General features: G+C 44.2%; 14 protein-coding genes. 8 read left to right on the top strand and 6 right to left on the bottom strand.

Translation table 11 applies throughout. The features are described 5' to 3' along the window. Positions 1–67 precede the first annotated feature (67 nt). Positions 68–1,894, bottom strand: a complete 1,827-nt coding sequence (aspS, locus tag B3V51_RS06285; protein WP_071003586.1) for an aspartate--tRNA ligase — start codon at positions 1,892–1,894, stop codon at positions 68–70. 374 nt (positions 1,895–2,268) lie between these two features. Between aspS and sohB the strand changes: the two genes are divergently transcribed. The 5 genes from sohB (at position 2,269) to B3V51_RS06260 (ending at position 8,034) form a co-directional block, all read left to right on the top strand. Beyond that, on the top strand, positions 2,269–3,249 hold the full coding sequence (sohB, locus tag B3V51_RS06280; protein WP_286708120.1) for a protease SohB: 981 nt from the start codon (positions 2,269–2,271) through the stop codon (positions 3,247–3,249). Positions 3,250–3,519: 270 nt separating this feature from the next. After that, positions 3,520–4,767, top strand: coding sequence for an acyl-CoA dehydrogenase family protein (locus B3V51_RS06275; protein WP_071003587.1), 1,248 nt, complete (start codon positions 3,520–3,522; stop codon positions 4,765–4,767). Positions 4,768–4,956: 189 nt separating this feature from the next. Further along, on the top strand, positions 4,957–6,201 hold the full coding sequence (locus B3V51_RS06270) for a phosphotransferase family protein (RefSeq protein ID WP_071001465.1): 1,245 nt from the start codon (positions 4,957–4,959) through the stop codon (positions 6,199–6,201). Positions 6,202–6,243: 42 nt separating this feature from the next. Continuing rightward, a complete protein-coding gene (locus B3V51_RS06265) occupies positions 6,244–7,005 on the top strand; it encodes a histidine phosphatase family protein (protein ID WP_071001466.1) in 762 nt (253 codons plus the stop codon). Positions 7,006–7,164: 159 nt separating this feature from the next. Continuing rightward, positions 7,165–8,034, top strand: coding sequence for an SDR family oxidoreductase (locus B3V51_RS06260; RefSeq protein ID WP_186474628.1), 870 nt, complete (start codon positions 7,165–7,167; stop codon positions 8,032–8,034). A 96-nt stretch (positions 8,035–8,130) separates the two neighbouring features. Here B3V51_RS06260 and B3V51_RS06255 read toward each other — a convergent pair whose 3' ends face one another. The 5 genes from B3V51_RS06255 to B3V51_RS06235 all read right to left on the bottom strand — a co-directional run bounded on the left by B3V51_RS06255 (position 8,131) and on the right by B3V51_RS06235 (position 14,952). Further along, positions 8,131–9,822, bottom strand: coding sequence for an AMP-binding protein (locus tag B3V51_RS06255; protein WP_071001468.1), 1,692 nt, complete (start codon positions 9,820–9,822; stop codon positions 8,131–8,133). Between the two features lie 561 nt (positions 9,823–10,383). Beyond that, complete coding sequence (locus tag B3V51_RS06250) at positions 10,384–12,081, bottom strand: AMP-binding protein (protein WP_286708119.1); 1,698 nt, start codon at positions 12,079–12,081, stop codon at positions 10,384–10,386. 569 nt (positions 12,082–12,650) lie between these two features. Beyond that, positions 12,651–13,427, bottom strand: a complete 777-nt coding sequence (locus B3V51_RS06245) for an ABC transporter permease (protein WP_286708118.1) — start codon at positions 13,425–13,427, stop codon at positions 12,651–12,653. 103 nt (positions 13,428–13,530) lie between these two features. Next, on the bottom strand, positions 13,531–14,367 hold the full coding sequence (locus B3V51_RS06240; RefSeq protein WP_083328798.1) for an ABC transporter ATP-binding protein: 837 nt from the start codon (positions 14,365–14,367) through the stop codon (positions 13,531–13,533). Positions 14,368–14,373: 6 nt separating this feature from the next. Beyond that, on the bottom strand, positions 14,374–14,952 hold the full coding sequence (locus B3V51_RS06235; RefSeq protein ID WP_286708117.1) for a thioesterase family protein: 579 nt from the start codon (positions 14,950–14,952) through the stop codon (positions 14,374–14,376). 232 nt (positions 14,953–15,184) lie between these two features. Here B3V51_RS06235 and xthA point away from each other — a divergent pair, with 232 nt between their 5' ends. From xthA to B3V51_RS06220, 3 genes are all read left to right on the top strand, one after another. Beyond that, positions 15,185–16,009: an exodeoxyribonuclease III gene (xthA, locus tag B3V51_RS06230; RefSeq protein WP_286708116.1), complete on the top strand. Its 825-nt coding sequence runs from the start codon at positions 15,185–15,187 to the stop codon at positions 16,007–16,009. Between the two features lie 173 nt (positions 16,010–16,182). Then, the gene (argJ, locus tag B3V51_RS06225; RefSeq protein WP_071001472.1) at positions 16,183–17,406 is read left to right on the top strand and encodes a bifunctional glutamate N-acetyltransferase/amino-acid acetyltransferase ArgJ; all 1,224 of its coding nucleotides are present in this window, start codon (positions 16,183–16,185) and stop codon (positions 17,404–17,406) included. A gap of 396 nt (positions 17,407–17,802) precedes the next feature. Beyond that, entirely contained in the window at positions 17,803–18,201 is a 399-nt protein-coding gene (locus tag B3V51_RS06220; RefSeq protein WP_058024290.1) for a DUF4377 domain-containing protein, read from the top strand. Positions 18,202–18,327 lie beyond the last annotated feature (126 nt).

The following is an 18,327-nucleotide window of genomic DNA, read 5'->3' as shown; positions in this document are numbered from 1 at the left end:
AACCACTCACATGGTGATGAATCGCGTAACAAGCACTGTAGACAGCAATAGTACATCATTAAATGTTTTATTGAGCAGGTTTGTTGGTATCAGCCTGTGCTTTTTCACGCACACGGATACCAAGATCACGTAACTGTTTGCTATCCACTCCAGCAGGTGCTTGAGTTAGGGGGCACTCAGCAGTTTTGGTTTTCGGGAATGCGATCACATCACGGATAGAGTCAGCGCCTACCATAAGCATAATCAAGCGATCCAAACCAAACGCCAAACCGCCGTGCGGTGGTGCACCAAATTTTAGGGCATCAAGTAAGAAACCAAACTTGTCTTCTGCCTCTTGCTCGCCGATACCCAAGGCCTCAAGGACGGCTTGCTGCATATCATAAGTATTGATACGTAAGCTACCACCACCAATCTCAGTGCCGTTCAACACCATGTCGTAAGCGATAGATAGTGCAGACTCTGGGTTGTTTTTTAACTCCTCAACAGAGCCTCTAGGCTTGGTAAATGGATGATGCATTGACGTCCATTGACCGTCATCGGTTTCTTCAAACATTGGGAAGTCAGTCACCCAAAGCGGCGCCCACTCACAAGTTGTCATGTCTAAGTCTAGACCGATTTTCTGGCGTAATGCGCCGATTGCGTCATTCACGATACTGGCTTTATCTGCACCAAAGAAGATAATATCGCCATCTTCCGCAGCAGTACGCTCAATCAAGCTCACAAGTACATCATCAGTCATATTTTTGATGATTGGTGATTGTAGGCCAGACTCTTTATCCACACCATTGGTGACGAGGCTTGCGTCATTGACTTTGATATAAGCCAAACCGCGTGCACCATAGATACCGACGAATTTGGTATAAGCATCGATTTGCTTACGGCTTAATGAAGCGCCACCAGGAATGCGAAGGGCAGCGACGCGACCTTTAGGATCGTTAGCGGGACCTGCAAATACTTTGAAATCAACGTCTTTCATCAAATCGGCAACGTCAACCAGTTTCAGTGGAATACGTAAATCAGGCTTGTCTGATGCATAGTCGCGCATTGCTTCAGCATATGTCATGCGAGGGAATTGCTCGAACTCAACATCCATCATGGTCTTGAACAAATGCTTGATCAGACCTTCGTTGATGTTCATGATCTCTTCTTCGTTCAAGAAAGATGTCTCGATATCGACCTGTGTAAATTCAGGCTGACGATCGGCACGTAAATCTTCATCACGGAAGCATTTCGCGATTTGATAATAACGGTCAAAACCTGACACCATCAATAATTGCTTAAATAGCTGTGGTGATTGCGGCAGGGCAAAGAAGTTACCAGGACGGGTACGTGATGGTACAAGATAATCACGCGCACCTTCTGGCGTTGCACGTGTCAAAATAGGTGTCTCTACATCCAAGAAACCATGATCATCTAAATAACGACGAATCGCTGAGGTTGCCTTGGCACGGAATACCATACGCTCTTGCATGTGCGGACGACGCATATCGAGATAGCGATATTTTAGACGTAAGTCTTCTGACACAGTCGTTTTTTCGTCATTCAAGGGAAATGGCGGTGTTTCAGATTTGGCCAGTACTTCAATTTCTTTGCCCAATAGCTCAATTTGGCCACTGGTCATATTGTTATTTTCAGTACCTTCATAACGACGACGTACGCGGCCAGTGATTTTTAGTACGTATTCAGGACGTACCGCATCGGCCGTTGCAAAAGCTTCTGGTGTATCAGGATCGACAACCACCTGCAAGATACCCGCGCGGTCACGCATGTCTAAGAAAATCACGCCACCGTGATCGCGACGACGATGTACCCAGCCTACGATACTAATGGTTTGCTCAAGCAAGCTCTCGGTTACAGCTCCGCAATATTCGTCTCGGTATTCGCTTTGCGTCATAGTGCTTTGCGTCATAATATTGTTATCCAGTTATCAGCCCAATTCGAAGTACAATAATGCAGCCATTGCTGTGCGTTTCAAGCGATTTGCCAAAAAAACACACAAACAACGCGATCAAGACAAAGGGTCATCACGTTGGCTGCAGAAAATTTGATATAAACGCATATTATGCCTAATCTACCTTTGTTATACAACCGGCTGAGTTCAATCAAAGCGTAGCCATGCATTGGTATCGGCTGTATTTATTGAGCGATATCTATATTAGGTTAAATATTGTCATTTTGCTTGAAAATACCAGCGAGCGTGCGCATATCAACCATACCTGAATAAAAACATCTATAGTGATATACCTACTGACTTGAGGATTTGTAATCATGCTATTTCATCCACCAAAAAACCCGGTTGAGCTAAAAGTAAGACACTTAAATGAAGCGCAAAAACAGCGCCGTGAAGATTTAATGGAAGCCACCCAAGGCAAAGCTGCGCTTAAAGCATTCAAAAAAACTATGGCAAAAAAAGCCAAGCAGGCGCTAAAAGTAAAAAGTAAAAAGCAGAAAAAAAATCCTGACAATGCCTCGCAAGTTTTTGTTTTGGATTTTGAAGGTGATATCAAAGCCACTGCCGTTAAGCATCTGCGCGAAGAAATCAGCACCTTAATCAGTACGGCTAACAAAGGCGATGAAGTGATTGTACGCCTCGAATCAGGTGGCGGTTTGGTGCATGGTTATGGATTGGCAGCCGCGCAATTGGTGCGCTTAAAGGACGCTGGTCTAAAGCTAACGGTCTGCGTCGATAAAGTGGCGGCAAGTGGTGGCTACATGATGGCGTGCGTGGCAGACAATGTGGTGGCAGCGCCATTTGCGATTATTGGCTCAATCGGCGTGGTGTCACAATTGCCAAACTTTCATAAATGGCTCAAAAACCATGATGTCGATTATGAGATGTTTACGGCTGGCGACTATAAACGCACGGTGACGGTGTTTGGCGAAAACGATGCCGAAGATCGTGCCAAGTACCAAGAAGAGCTAGAGCAGACGCACGAGCTATTCAAGCATTTCGTCAATACTTATCGTCCAGAACTTGATGTTGCCAAAGTAGCCACAGGTGAGCATTGGTATGGTGAAGATGCGTTAAAGCTTAACCTGATTGATAGCTTGCAGACCTCTGACAGCTACATCTTAGAGCGTATGGAAGACAATGAGGTGTACGCATTACATTCACGTCAAAAGCCGACGCTAGCAGAGAAGCTGGGTCTTGCGCAAGCCGCAGAAGCGACGCTTAGTATGGTAGTGGATAAACTGCCAGATGCGCTCGCACGTTTTGAGTCAAACAGCCGTTTGAATATTCTAAAATAGTGTTAGATATCATTATGATGTCTGATAGCTAGTATTTTAGCGGTCATATGTTCAGCAATACACTGTTTGTATTTTGTAAAAGGCGTGTCCTAACGGGTCGCGCCTTTTTGCTGTTTAATCATAATTGCTGTGTTATAAATGTAGGATACAAAAAACAGTATACGTCCGTACACTAAGGCTCGCATTAAAGATCTCGCAGAGCTTTTTGTCAAAACCCGATTTAGACAATCAATAAAGAAAAGGAAGTCATTTATGTCTAGCGACAATTTAATGTTTACCGCAACGGAACATGGTCAAGCCATGCATGCCAAAGTCAAAGCGTTCATTGAAACGCATATTGAACCCATCGAAGCCCAATTCTGGGAAGAATGTCATAAGAAAAATCCTGATGGAAATTGGGAAAACTGGGAATGGCCAGACGCTTATGACAACCTACGCAAACAAGCACGTGAAGCGGGTTTATGGAACTTATTCTTACCTGACGACACCTTAGGTGCAGGGCTTTCAGTCACTGACTATGCACCGATTGCAGAGCTGACGGGTCGCAGTTTGCTCGCGCCGCATGTGTTTAACTGCAATGCGCCTGACAGCGGCAATATGGAGCTATTATGGCGCTATGGTACGCAAGAACAGCAAGACAAATGGCTCACGCCGCTATTAGAAGGTGAGACCCGCTCAGTGTTTTGTATGACTGAGCCTGATGTGGCCTCAAGCGATGCCACCAATATGCAAGCAACTGCTGTGGTCGATGGTGATGAAATTGTCATTAACGGTAGCAAATGGTGGTCATCGGGCCTTGGCGATCCTGCGGTTGATATTTTGATTGTTATGGCCTATACCGCGGATGAAAGCGCAGATCGTCATCATCAGCACTCGATGGTACTGGTACCAGTCAATACTGCGGGTGTGAATATTAAACGTATGCTTAAAGTGTTTGGCGATTATGATGCGCCGCACGGTCATGGTGAGATCAGCTTTGATAATGTACGTGTGCCCGTCAGTCACTTTATTGGTGGGCCGGGTAAGGGTTTTGAGATTGCGCAAGGTCGCTTGGGGCCAGGTCGTATTCATCACTGCATGCGTTGTATTGGCGCGGCTGAGAAGTCTTTAGAGCTGGCGGTGAAACGCGGCATGTCGCGCACGGCCTTTGGTAAACCATTACTACAATTGGGTGGAAACTTTGAGCGTATCTCTGAGGCGCGTATCAAAATTGACCAAGCGCGCTTGCTAACCCTTTATGCGGCGCAAAAAATGGATGCTCAAGGAACCAAAGCGGCATTGACGGAAATCTCTGCGATCAAAGTGGTTGCGCCAACGGTGCTACAAGAAGTGGTTGATATGGCGATTCAGATTCATGGTGGCATGGGTGTGTGCCAAGACACATTGTTACCAAATTTCTATGCGCAAGCTCGTGTGCTACGGTTGGCAGATGGTCCTGATGAAGTACATAAAACCATGATTGCCAAGCTAGAGCTAAAGCGTCAGGGTTTTAGCCGTTCTAAGTCTAACAAAGCCTAATATTAATCATTGGGTGTGAGTAAACCTTAAGTTGCTCACGCCACTATTGCTGAAAATAAAAAATTGGAAATTCACTATTAACGTTTTAGTAGTGAATTTTTCATCACTATGACTGTTTTTTACTACTAATTTTTTACTACTATAAGTATAAGTTATAAAAATAACTGATCACATGATAAGGAATGTCACATGTCAACTGACAATAAAGTACTCGATAAAGGCGGTGCCGTACGTGAGGGTGAGGAGCTTGATGCCAAAGCGGTAAGTGAATGGCTACGTAGCCAAGGTGTCGATGTCGTAGGCGAGCCTACAGTCACTCAGTTCTCAGGCGGGGCTTCTAACTGGACGTATCGCTTACAATATGAAGGCGATGATAAAAACCAAGATCTTATCTTACGCCGTCCACCAAAAGGTACCAAGGCAAAATCTGCGCACGACATGGTACGCGAATATACCGTTCAAAAAGCATTAAAAAATGCTTATCCTTATGTGCCCGAAATGATTGCGCTATGTACAGATGAATCTGTCATCGGTGCTGATTTCTATGTCATGGAGCGTATGGAAGGGATCATTCCCCGTGCCAATTTACCAAAAGGGGTCGATCTAGATCCTGAACAAATCCGTCAGCTTTGCACCAATGTTTTAGATGCGCTAGTAGAGCTGCATCAAATAGATTATACAGCGCATCCTGATTTGGTTGATTTGGGTCGCGGTGATGGCTACTGCGCGCGCCAAATTAGTGGCTGGGACAAGCGTTATATCAAAGCAAAGACACCCAACGTCCCAAGCTTTGCCTTGGTCAGACAGTGGCTCAAAAAGCATACCCCTGCTGATAGCAAAACGTGCATTATTCACAATGACTGGCGCTTTGACAACGTCATACTCGATGCAAACGAGCCGACTAAAGTTATCGGAGTCCTCGATTGGGAGATGGCAACCCTTGGCGATCCACTAATGGACTTGGGTAGTGCGTTGGCTTACTGGATTGAGGAAGACGACAATATTGTCATGCAGCAGTTTCGTCGCCAGCCAACTCACTTAGAAGGTATGATGACGCGTGACGAAGTGGTTGCTTATTATCTAGAAAAATCTGGACTACAGATAGATAACTGGACCTTTTATGAAGTGTTTGGGCTGTTTCGTCTATCAGGTATCATTCAGCAAATCTACTATCGCTACTATCATAAACAAACCACCAATCCAGCATTTAAAAACGCGTGGCTTGCCATACATGTCATGCATGCCAAATGTCTCAAACTGATTGCACAATATGAAGGCGAAGCGCTGTTCAATACACACGTTCAGCCATATTTAGAAGACAGAGGAGTCGATGCGGCAACGATTGAGAAATTGCCAGACCCTGTACAAAAAGTAGTGAAAGGCATTTTACCAAAAGGCTATTTTGCTAAGCCCTCTGATTCAGCTGAAGTATAAGAAAAACCGCAATTTGGACAATATAATAAAAGGCAGTATTTTATGACAACCATACTTTTAGCCCGTCATGGTCAGGCTTCTTTTGGTCAAGAAAACTATGATCGGCTGTCAGAGCTAGGTGAAACCCAAGCAAAAATGCTGGGTCAACACTATGCAAATACCCAGCGCCGTATCGATGCGATATTTACGGGTAATCTGGTCAGGCAACAAGACTCTGCTCGCCATTTTTGGCAAGGGTATCAACCGTTTGCTCAGGCCAATAATGACGACATGGCCATTGCGACAGCCATCAACTTTGATGAGCATGAAAGCTATATTTTGCCACAATTTGACGAGTTCAATCACAAAGATGTGTTTGTGAAATCCGCTGGTGATTTTGATAACCAAGCTGAGATATCCGCTGAAATTGCCAATGCTCAATCACCAAATCGGCGTCTTGCTGAGCTGTTTGATCAAGCGATGCAGCGCTGGCATGGTGGCAACAATGATCAGGATTATATTGAAAGCTGGCCGCAGTTCAATGAGCGAGCGCAGCAAGCGCTTGAACAAGTACGTACAAAGATAGCCGATATGCACTTAGACCAACATAGCACTGTATTGGTCTTTACCTCAGGCGGTGTCATCGCTGCCATTACCGCAAAGCTACTGAGCCAAGGCAGTCAAACCGCTTATCAGTTAAATAAGAGCTTAGTCAATACGGGCGTGACATCGATCACCCTAAAGAGTCAGCGCGCGCATTTATTGTCTTTAAATGAATACAGTCATTTATTTTCTGAAGGTAAGCAGTTTGTGACGTGGCGATAATTGAGTCAATGGGTTTGGATGCGCTTTTATACATAATCGCCACGTATTTGTAGAGCATTAGCCATTACAATAAACGATTTTAGTCAACCAGTTTTTGTCGTTGGTACAGAGGATCTATAAAACTGGAGTGTCATTTAGAGTCGATACAAGGGAGGGCTTATGCAACACAAACTGCTTAATTTAGTCACTAAAAGCGCCAAACAAAGTAAAGCTCAGGTATTTAGCGCCGTTCAGCCATCACGCTATCTAAAAGACCTAAACAAACAGCAGGTTGGTCAAGGCAAAACCGTCCTGATCACAGGAGCAAGCTCAGGATTGGGCGAGGGTATGGCAAGATTGTTTGCTAAGCTTGGTTATAATCTTGCTATCTGTGCGCGCCGTACTGATCGTTTAGAGCGCTTGCAGTCAGAGCTGGTAGCAGCATATCCTAATATACGCGTTGAATACCAAGCGTTAGATGTCAGTGATTATGATGCTGTTTTTAAGGTATTTGACGCATTTGCTGCTGACTTTGGCACTATTGATCGTATCGTGGTCAATGCAGGGATTGGCGATAGTCGCCGTATTGGTAAAGGACGTTTTGATACCAATCGCCGTACCGTTGAGATTAATTTCATCTCGGCATTGGCACAATGCGAAGCGGCGATGAATATCTTTCGGGCTCAAAACAGTGGTCATCTGGTCGTCATGTCGAGCATGTCAGCGATGCGTGGCCTGCCTAAGCACCTGACAGCTTACGGCGCGAGTAAAGCAGGTTTGGCACATCTTGCAGAAGGGATTCGTGCTGATATGCTATTGACTAAGTTGCCTATTAAGGTCTCTACTATTTATCCCGGTTACATCCGTACTGAGATTAATACGAATGCCAAGCCATTGCCGTTTGAAGTCGATACTGAGACAGGTACCAAAGCGATCGTTGCCGCGATTGAGGCCGAGGTAGAAGAGGCGTGTGTACCGAGCTTACCATGGTCAATCGTGGGACAGGCGATGAAGCGTTTGCCGCTGCAAGTGATGAGTCGATTGAGCTGATGCAACACGCTCGTGCAATAAAAACAAAAAGCCCACTCTAATAACAGTGGGCTTTTTTGTCTCTATGGCTAGATAATCATGTACAGATTATAGTGTTTACGGGTTGTCTGATATGTGCTGCTCACGTAGCTTTTGACGCAATACTTTACCGACATTACTTTTTGGTAGTTCGCTGACAAACTCGATATGACGCGGGCACTTATAACCCGTTAAATTGTCTAATGCAAACTCTTTGATGTCTTCTTTGGTGACATTGTTGTCTGCAGGCACAATATAGATTTTGACGGCTTCACCTTGTTTTTCATCAGGGATACCAATCACGGCGCAATCGACGATACCTTCATGGTCAAGCATGACCGCTTCAATCTCATTTGGAAATACATTGAATCCTGACACCAAAATCATATCTTTTTTACGGTCTAGTAAAGTGAAGTAGCCTTTTTCATCCATGCTCACAATATCGCCAGTACGGAAGTAACCATCGCTTGTGAAATCATTGGTATTGTCTCGATTGAAATAGCCTGACATGACGTTTGGGCCTTTGATGCACATCTCACCTGCCTCATGCATGGCGACACGTTCACCATTTTCGTCAACGACGATGATATCGACACTAGGAACTGGTATGCCGATTGTACCGTTGAACTTACGATCAGTAATGACGTTGGCGGTACCCGCTGCAACACCTTCAGTCATACCCCAACCTTCAACCATCGGACAGCCAGTAACTTCTAACCAACGGGCTGCTGTTTGCTCGGTTGCCGCCATACCACCGGCTTGCGTGATACGCAATGAGCTAAAGTCCAAATCTTTGAAATTTGGCTGATCAAGTAAACCTTTAAACAAAGTGTTTACCGCAGGGAAAATATGGAACGGTTGTTTTGATAGCGTTTTGATAAACCCTGGCATATCACGCGGATTGGGTACTAGAATAAAAGTGTAGCCTGAACGCATACCAAGTAAGCTGAGCATAAACGCAAAAATATGATAGAGCGGCAATGCCATTACCATATTGATATATACCTCATTGATATCTGAGGTGACTGGACGATACCATGCTTCTGATTGCATCGCCGCTGCGACGACATTACGCTGCGTCAAAACAGCACCCTTAGACAGACCCGTTGTGCCGCCTGTGTACTGCAAAATCGCTTTTTGCTGCAAGGTGGCTTTGGGTGCTTGAAGCGGTAGATTACGTCCTTTTTTCAGTACTTCAGGGAATTTCGTGACTTTGTACTTAGGGTCATTTAGATTGTATTTAGGCACTAAGCGTTTGACTTGACGGATGACAGTATTTACCAAAATACCTTTTAAGCCCATCATATCGCCCATTTTTGAGAGTACAATACGCTTGATATTGGTCTCTTCAATGACTTGCTCTAGCGCTTGAGCAAAGTTATCCACCACAAAAATCACCTGAGCGCCTGAGTCATTCAATTGATGACGCAGCTCACGACCTGTATATAGTGGGTTGATCGGGGTACAGACGTAACCTGCGCGTAAGATACCAATCATGATTGGTAAATATTGTGGAACGTTTGGCATCATGAGTGCCACGACGCTGCCTTTAGGTAAGCCTTGAGCTTGTAACCATGCTGCTACTGCCAATGATGCTTTGTCAACGTCATCATAAGTATGAGTCACACCCATGCAGATAGTCATCGGATGCATACGAAAACGGTTGAAGCACTCTTCATACAACTCTATGAGGCTTTCATATTGATCGGGATTAATGGTCTTGGGTACGTTTTCTGGGTATTGAGCAAGCCAAGGTTTCTCTACTGTCATGCCAAGCGTCCTTAAATTAAGATAAGTTAAGGGTCTATAAAAAAGTAGTCACATCCATGTCGACGATATACATCATTGCTCTTTGAGCAATAAATTGTCGAGTGCTATCCTTTGTTTTCACATACTGCTAACGTACAGAGTCCTCTATAAAATTTGATTTAACTACCAAGACTAAACGCTTAATAAATACGCTTCTGGGTAGATCAAATAACGGGTTACTGTTTCTAAAATTGAAATACCTTTCAAATCAACAGTTTTGACGTGTCTAAAGTCAATATTCGATTAATCTAAATCGACAGAAAACTTAGTGACACATTGCGGGTTTACATTAACATAACTACAACTAAACTCGTTACAGGCATACGAGAACTTGATAGTTTATATTTGGGTTTGATATATGAAAAAATATATGTTGGAGAGTGAAGGGTATACAGAATTGATCAGAGTAGATAAAAATTTGTGCTCGATACATTTATCTTTCAATGAGACATTAAAAGCAAATAGGTGCAACAAAAAAGCGCCTTATTATTGATATAGGGCGCTTTTTTCAAGAGAAGCTACTTAGTGTTGAGGGTGGTCTGCATGATGTTTCTCACGCAGTTTTTGACGTAATACTTTACCAACATTACTCTTTGGCAGATCACTCACAAATTCAATATAGCGCGGACATTTATAACCCGTTAAGTTGTCCAGCGCAAATTCTTTGATAGCTTCTTTGGTGACATTGTTGTCCGCAGGCACCACATAGATTTTGACTGCCTCGCCTTGGCGCTCATCAGGAATACCAATGACCGCACAATCAACGATACCGTCGCAGTCAAGCATGACAGACTCAATCTCATTAGGAAAGACGTTAAAACCAGAGACCAAAATCATGTCTTTTTTACGGTCCAACAGTCTAAAATAGCCTTTTTCATCCATACTAACGATATCACCAGTACGGAAGTAACCATCGCTGGTAAAGTCATCACTGCTGTCTCTGTTTAAATAACCTGAGGTGACGTTAGGGCCTTTGATACACAGCTCGCCTGCTTGGTTTACACCGACGCGCTTGCCCTCATCATCAATCACAATGGCATCGACGCTAGGGACGGGCACACCAATTGTGCCGTTAAACTTACGATCTGTGATGACGTTGGCCGTACCGACCGCCACGCCTTCGGTCATCCCCCAACCTTCGATCATCGCACAGCCAGTGGTCTCAAGCCAGCGAGTGGCGGTTTGTTCGGTCGCCGCCATACCACCTGCCTGCGAGATACGTAGCGAGCTAAAATCTAGGTGTTTAAAGTCTGGATGATCTAGCAAGCCTTTAAACAGCGTATTGACCGCTGGAAAAATATGGAAAGGCTGTTTTGATAAGGTTTTGATAAACCCTGGTATATCGCGCGGGTTGGGTATCAAAATAAAGGTATAACCTGAGCGCATGCCGAGCAAGCTGAGCATAAAGGCAAAGATATGATACAGCGGTAGCGCCATGACCATATTGATATATACCTCATTGATCTCAGAGGTGATAGGGCGGGTCCAAGCCTCTGATTGCATCGCCGCCGCCACGATATTACGCTGCGACAAGATGGCACCCTTTGATAATCCTGTCGTGCCGCCGGTATATTGCAAAAACGCCTTTTGATCAAGTGACATTTTTGGCTTTTGAAAGGGAAGGTTTTTGCCTTTTTTGAGCACATCAGGGAGTTTGGTGACTTGATACTTTGGGTCGTTGAGCTTGTATTTGGGGACCAGACGTTTGACTTGGCGAATGATAGTATTGACCAAGATGCCTTTGAGCCCCATCATATCGCCCATTTTTGATAAGACAATACGTTTGATTTTGGTCTCGCCGATGACCTGCTCGAGCGCTTGGGCAAAGTTGTCTACCACAAAGATAATTTGTGCGCCTGAGTCGTTGAGCTGATGACGCAGCTCGCGGCCTGTATAGAGTGGATTGACTGGGGTGCATACATAGCCTGCCCGCAAGATACCAATCATCGTGGGCAGATACTGCGGCACGTTTGGCATCATCAGTGCCACCACACTGCCTTGTGGTAGTCCCTGAGATTGTAGCCATGCGGCGACGGCCAACGAGGCGTTATTGACATCATGATAAGTATGAGTCACACCCATACAGATACTCATAGGGTGCATACGAAAGCGGTCAAAGCATTCCTCGTACAGCTCCATTATGCTGCTATATCTATCAGGGTTGATATTCTTAGGTACACCATCGGGATAATTGGCAAGCCAAGGTTTGTTCGGCATCATAGTCAGCGTCCTTGCAGTTTGATATAGGTGAATGTTTTTTAAGAAAGCAGTCATATGCATGTCAATATCACAAATCAGCATTAATGTGATTAACCTGCTATTGGATGCAGTAACGTCCATGTCTGCTTGCTGTTGTTGCCGTTGTTCAATCTAATTAACTACTGATGGGTGAGTTAAATGAATCAAACAATTAGATAATGCAATGAAAGAAATAAGCTGTATTTCAAGTAGATATTATCTGGTTTTTGCAACTACGGTATCAAAAAAACGATACATTTAAGCAATACAGTAGCATGAATAATGTTGAAGACAATAATAGAAAGCAAGACTGAGCAGTACATAGATAAAGCTGAACACTACAGCAGGTATATGATGTATAAGAAATTTGCTACCGCAAGATAAGTTTTTGAGTGAGTCAAACGTGTCAATAGGGTAGAAGGATTTATTGATAAAACAGAGAAGTGATTGCGTAAGTATTAAAATGGATATGACTCATTCATGGTGCAAGTCACTAAGCTGGCAACGTTTGATGGTCAATAAGATGAATATCATGCAAAGAGAAAATGGTATCAATGAGGCAGAATAAACTGCTTGTTTTTATTAAAAAAGCGTCGATAAATGAGCAGCGCGCTGATGGTACAGCCAAGTGTGCTACTCACACAGATCAAAAACATCGTGATTATCTGATAGCGGACCGCTTGTGTGGGGTCGGCACCAGCCAATATTTGCCCCGTCATCATACCGGGCAAGCTGACGATACCGACGACTAGCATAGAGTTGAGCGTTGGGGTCATGCCATTTGTGATTGCGGCACGAATCTGCTCATGGACAGCCTCAAATGGTCGAGCAGAAAGACTCAGCATCATCTCGATACGCCCTTGCTGCTCATGAAAAGCTTCGATCAACTGATTGCTCGTTAATGAGATGGCAGTCAAAGAGTTGCCTAGTATCAGGCCCAGTATAGGAATAATAAATTGCGGGGTATACCAAGGCTGTACTCTTAGAATAACGATCATCGCTATTGCAGTGACCAGTGTCGCTGAGATGCCGACGGCTAGTAGCGTGTCGGTTAGCAACCCTTTATAGCTGCGTTTGACACGATTTTTGGCGGCACTCCCTGCAATCAGAGTCATGATGGTCAAAATCAGCAGAACTTCATACCACTGCTCACGGGCAAAAATCCATGCCAGTATCAAACCAATAAAGCTAAGCTGCACGATGGTGCGAATAGCAGCTATCAAGAGTGTCTTTGTCAGTTTTAAGCGCAGTTGCCATGAGATGAGCAGTACGATGATAATCATACAACTGGCAAGGGCAATATCACTGTAAGTTAAAAATACTTGCATATGATTCATACCGTTGAGGGGGCTCATTATAAAGGAAGGCAGTAATGTCATGAGCACGATGTAATGAAGGTTTCGAGCAAGTTTTTGAGCATCATATCGTGCCCTAGAGCGCTTCGGTTAGTACACCTGCTTGCATATGCCAATGTCTACTGGCCAATGACATAATCTCTTTGGTATCGTGAGTTACCCATAATAACGAGCGCTGCCTGTTGGCCTGCAACCATCTCATCAGCAAGCTGACCAACTGCGCTGAGGTGTCGATATCTAGCGCGGCGGTTGGCTCATCTAGTAATAGTACTCGCGGATTGAGTTGTAGTAGGCGTAAGGTATTGACCAGCTGACGCTCACCACCCGATAAGTGGTTGGCCTCTTGTTGCAAAAAGTCTGCATTTTTATTCAAAGACGCAAGTTGGGTCAAATGCCAGTTTATATCAAAACTTTGGGTCTGATGCGCGTCTAAAGCATAAGGCATCTTTAAATTATCAAGGACATTGCCCTCTAACAGCTGTGGCTGTTGAGCAAGCAGCGCCACTTGCTTGCGCCAAGTAATTGGCGATGTGGCGTGAATGCTTTCATCTCGCTGATGTGGCGTGGCATCACTACGCAAATGAATATCACCAGTGCTCATCGGCAACAATCCTGCCAGCACCCGCAAGAGGACAGATTTGCCACTACCAGAAGCCCCTGTCAACACGGTGATTTGTCCTGATAGTAGCTTGCCACTCGCACCGTTTATCAATATGCGGCTATGAGGCGATAGTCCATCAGATAGCGCATTTTTTTGTCGCTTATTTAACCACCTTTGATAGAGTTTATGCGGTACAAAGGTTTTTGTCTGTTCACCACTACTATGCTTAGGATTATTGCTACCGACTACCGGCCTGCCATGCACCCAGAGATTATTAAATTCAAGCAAAGTTCTATCAGGATCAATGCGCATAGCGTTCTACAGTCGCTCGTTCGTTTGCTCACTAATCGCCTGCTCAATGGCATCTCGTAATTCTTTTGGTACACGGATAGGGCGCATGGGTGTGGTATTTACTGCGTTGTCAGCTTGAGCGTTATTTGTTTCGTTATTAGCCATTGGTTCTGGCTTAACGAGGTTTTGTACACAAGCAATGACGATCTTAGTGCTACTTAATATCTGGCTAGTGGTTTTGTCTGTAGCGCTATTATCTGATGTGCTACGGCGAATGCTTTGATAAAATATGATGCTAGCAGGCTTTAGCTCTACTTTATCGATACGTACAGAGATGACTTCATCTAAGAGAATGGCTCTCTTGTATTGTAAATCCGCCTGACTCACGACAAAATGCTGTATGTCGCCATCATCAGTTTGCAAAAAGTATCCGTTTAAGCCCAGTTTGGTAAACCAATCACGGCGGCAGTTCTCAAAAAACACCAGATGGTTGGCATGATAAACGATGCCGCCTGCATCCGTATGGTTGATGTAGACGTTATAATCTTTAGCAAATAGTGGTTCCATATTATTCACGGCTGTATTTTTATGCTCAGTTGTCGTCATAAGGGTGCTCAGTATTTTTGATAAAGGTTGTTTAGCGAACGTAATTTATATATGTGGGCAAATAAGAAACCCAACAAAAAATAGTCTCTATTATATTTATAATAAGCGCTACTCTAGCTCAAGATATAAGGCCATGTAACAGCTAGGGCAGCCTAGGTCTGTTATCATAGACATTTGCATCGCATACATCTATATCAGCATCGTATTTTAATCAATCAGTATAGGACAGTTTATGACCCGTTTTGTCAGTTTTAATATCAATGGTATCCGCGCTCGCCAGCATCAGCTTGAGGCAGTGCGCGAAGTAATCGATCCTGATGTCATGGGTCTACAAGAGACCAAAGTCCATGACGATCAATTTCCACTTGATGACATAAAAGGTCTAGGATATCACGTAGAGTATTTCGGGCAAAAAGGACATTATGGCGTGGCACTGCTGTCAAAAGTGGCGCCTATATTTGTACAAAAAGGCTTTCCTAGCGAAGATACCGAAGCACAAAAGCGTTTTATACATGCACGCTATGAGCTTGAAGGGCGTGAGGTTGATGTGCTCAATGGTTATTTTCCACAAGGAGAGAGCCAAGACCATCCGACCAAATTTCCGATGAAGCGTGCTTATTATGCAGATTTAATGGCTTATATTGATACACTAAAGGCAGAAGGTCGTTCGATCATTGTCATGGGTGATATGAATATTGCGCCAGAGGACATCGATATCGGTATCGGTGAGGTCAATGCAAAGCGCTGGTTAAAAAATAGAAAAACCTCATTTTTGCCAGAGGAACGCGAATGGTACTCAGCATTAATGTCGCGTGAGTTGACCGATACGTACCGTTTGCATTATCCAGAGAGTACAGAGTTATATAGTTGGTTTGATTATCGCAGCCGCGGCTTTAATGATGAACCCAAGCGCGGTTTACGTATTGATCATATTTTATGCACCTCAGACCTCGTTAGTGAATGCATTGGTGCTGGCATCAGCTATGAGCTGCGTGCGATGGAAAAACCCTCAGATCATGCGCCAATCTGGTCGGCATTTGATCTAAAAAAACTGTAATATTCAGATATATAGTCAATCCACTATAAAGGCGTTACGGCGTTAACCTCGCTTGAAGTATGACATATACATCTGCACTCGGTTGCCTTGTACCACCTTTAAATTGGATCAACTATAGTGTTTATTACATCACCTAAAAACAACGATAAAAATTGAAAAATAAGGATTTTATTATGGCTGTTGGAAACGTAGCAGTACCTAACACAATCTATCCCATCGATGGCGTCAAGCTTAGCGCAACCGCAGCAGGGGTACGCTACAAAAATCGTGATGATTTGGTCGTGATTGAAATCGCTGAACAGGCCACGACCGCAGTTGTCACGACCAAAAATACATTTTGCGCCGCGCCTGTACGTATATTACGTGAGCACTTTACCAAGGCTAGTCCGCGTTATCTGGTAACCAATACAGGTAATGCAAACGCAGGGACGGGCGCTGATGGCAAACGCCGCGCTACTGAAATCTGTATTGCCTTGGCTGAAAAAGCTGGCGTAGAGGCTAATACAGTATTGCCATTTTCTACTGGCGTGATTGGCGAACCATTAAATAGTGACGCGGTCATTGCAGGTTTAGACGATGCGTTAGCAAACTTAGCCTCTGATAACTGGTTGGCTGCTGCTAACGGTATCCGAACGACAGATACTGTCCCTAAGCTTGCTAGCCAAAAAGTCGACGTTGCAGGTACTAGCTATCATATCACTGGCATGTCAAAAGGCTCAGGCATGATACGTCCAAATATGGCGACTATGCTGGGTTATGTCGCAACCGATGCCAATATCGCCGCTGATCTGTTGCAAGAGATGCTCAGCGCTATCAATGAACAGTCGTTTAACCGTATTACCGTTGATGGGGATACATCGACCAACGACTGCTGCGTGTTGATTGCGACAGGCGCTGCCAGCTCAGAGGTGATTGATAGTCCAGCGCATCCGCATTATCAGGCCGTTTTTGATGCACTGCGCGACGTGTTTGTACGTTTGGCACAGCTCATTGTCCGTGACGGTGAAGGGGCGACCAAGTTTATGACCGTCAAAGTGACTGGCGGGCAGACCACGCAAGAGTGCTGCGATGTGGCTTATGCTGTGGCGCATTCGCCGCTGGTAAAAACGGCATTCTTTGCGAGTGATGCAAACTGGGGGCGCATCTTGGCGGCAGTCGGTTATGCTGGTATTGACGACCTAGACACCGAGCAAGTTGATGTGTATTTAGATGAGGTGATGATTTGTCAAAATGGCGGTGTCGCGCCCAGCTATACAGAAGAAGCAGGTAAGGCCGTCATGAGCCGCGCTGAGATTACTATTCACATTGATTTGGCTCGTGGTGATGCTAGCGATACGGTGTATACCTGCGATTTGTCATACGACTATGTCAAAATAAACGCTGACTATCGCAGTTAGAAACGGTCTTAAAAGTTTCAATCTTGACAGATTTTTTAAATCTATTTATAAAAAGCCAGAGTGATTATTGCTCTGGCTTTTTTATGTCTAATACTAAGCTGTTATCAAATTACTCTTTTATTCAATACGCTTTATTAACATCAGTTGCAAAAGCTGACGTTACTTTACAAAGCAGTCATAGAGAGTAAGGTGAATTGCGACCTATACTTGCTGGGGTAAACAGATGATATTCACTACATCGCTAGTAAAGCTGGCTAGAGATTTCAATTAGCGTGACTCTAAATATCATCATGATAGAAAGAAGCTTTGTTGTATGAAGAAATGCAGTAGAGTTTTTAAAACAATAAATTTAGATAGAAAATGAAGAATTATTACCAATTATCTGAGGATTGAATAATGAAAAGATTAGCACTTGCAGCATTGATGACAACTTTTGCTCTTACTGGTTGTTCTACTATGGACATGGACAATGAACGTACAATGGTTGTAGAAGGACAGCCTATGAACGTCAAAGTGGTAAATATTCCAAGTTTTGAAGTAGAAATCGCACCGCGTAAAGCAGTTTGTGACCTGACTGCAACAGACGGTACGATGGTTGAATCACAGTGCCTACAGTATCGCCAAACTTATCAGAAAAACTACACCACTTTAAGTGGTAACATTCAAGGCTTCACTTATGAGCCAAACTACCGTTATGTATTAGATGTACGCCAAGAAGCAGTCACTGCTGAAGGATCTAATGTGGTCAAACCAGTTTGGATTTTAAACGAAGTCGTTTCAAAAACTGCTGAATAGTACAGCTTGAAAGTATACAACTAGGGCGTGTTGAACATTTGCAAATAGGCACTGCTGATCGCTAAAACTGTTCCAGACAAGGCACAAAGCGACGATAATGCAGATGCCTTAGCGAGATTTGTAACG

This window comes from Psychrobacter sp. UBA2514 (assembly GCF_002341255.1).
GTDB classification, from domain to species: domain Bacteria; phylum Pseudomonadota; class Gammaproteobacteria; order Pseudomonadales; family Moraxellaceae; genus Psychrobacter; species Psychrobacter pacificensis.
Note: the sequence above shows the minus strand (reverse complement) of the source record. Positions and strands in the feature narration are given on the sequence as shown.

Excerpts from the sequence above, each read along its gene's own strand:
- aspS (WP_071003586.1), bottom strand. The coding sequence starts at position 1,894 with ATGACGCAAAGCGAATACCGAGACGAATATTGCGGAGCTGTAACCGAG.
- sohB (WP_286708120.1), top strand. The coding sequence starts at position 2,269 with ATGCTATTTCATCCACCAAAAAACCCGGTTGAGCTAAAAGTAAGACAC.
- B3V51_RS06275 (WP_071003587.1), top strand. The coding sequence starts at position 3,520 with ATGTTTACCGCAACGGAACATGGTCAAGCCATGCATGCCAAAGTCAAA.
- B3V51_RS06270 (WP_071001465.1), top strand. The coding sequence starts at position 4,957 with ATGTCAACTGACAATAAAGTACTCGATAAAGGCGGTGCCGTACGTGAG.
- B3V51_RS06265 (WP_071001466.1), top strand. The coding sequence starts at position 6,244 with ATGACAACCATACTTTTAGCCCGTCATGGTCAGGCTTCTTTTGGTCAA.
- B3V51_RS06260 (WP_186474628.1), top strand. The coding sequence starts at position 7,165 with ATGCAACACAAACTGCTTAATTTAGTCACTAAAAGCGCCAAACAAAGT.
- B3V51_RS06255 (WP_071001468.1), bottom strand. The coding sequence starts at position 9,822 with ATGACAGTAGAGAAACCTTGGCTTGCTCAATACCCAGAAAACGTACCC.
- B3V51_RS06250 (WP_286708119.1), bottom strand. The coding sequence starts at position 12,081 with ATGATGCCGAACAAACCTTGGCTTGCCAATTATCCCGATGGTGTACCT.
- B3V51_RS06245 (WP_286708118.1), bottom strand. The coding sequence starts at position 13,427 with ATGCAAGTATTTTTAACTTACAGTGATATTGCCCTTGCCAGTTGTATG.
- B3V51_RS06240 (WP_083328798.1), bottom strand. The coding sequence starts at position 14,367 with ATGCGCATTGATCCTGATAGAACTTTGCTTGAATTTAATAATCTCTGG.
- B3V51_RS06235 (WP_286708117.1), bottom strand. The coding sequence starts at position 14,952 with ATGACGACAACTGAGCATAAAAATACAGCCGTGAATAATATGGAACCA.
- xthA (WP_286708116.1), top strand. The coding sequence starts at position 15,185 with ATGACCCGTTTTGTCAGTTTTAATATCAATGGTATCCGCGCTCGCCAG.
- argJ (WP_071001472.1), top strand. The coding sequence starts at position 16,183 with ATGGCTGTTGGAAACGTAGCAGTACCTAACACAATCTATCCCATCGAT.
- B3V51_RS06220 (WP_058024290.1), top strand. The coding sequence starts at position 17,803 with ATGAAAAGATTAGCACTTGCAGCATTGATGACAACTTTTGCTCTTACT.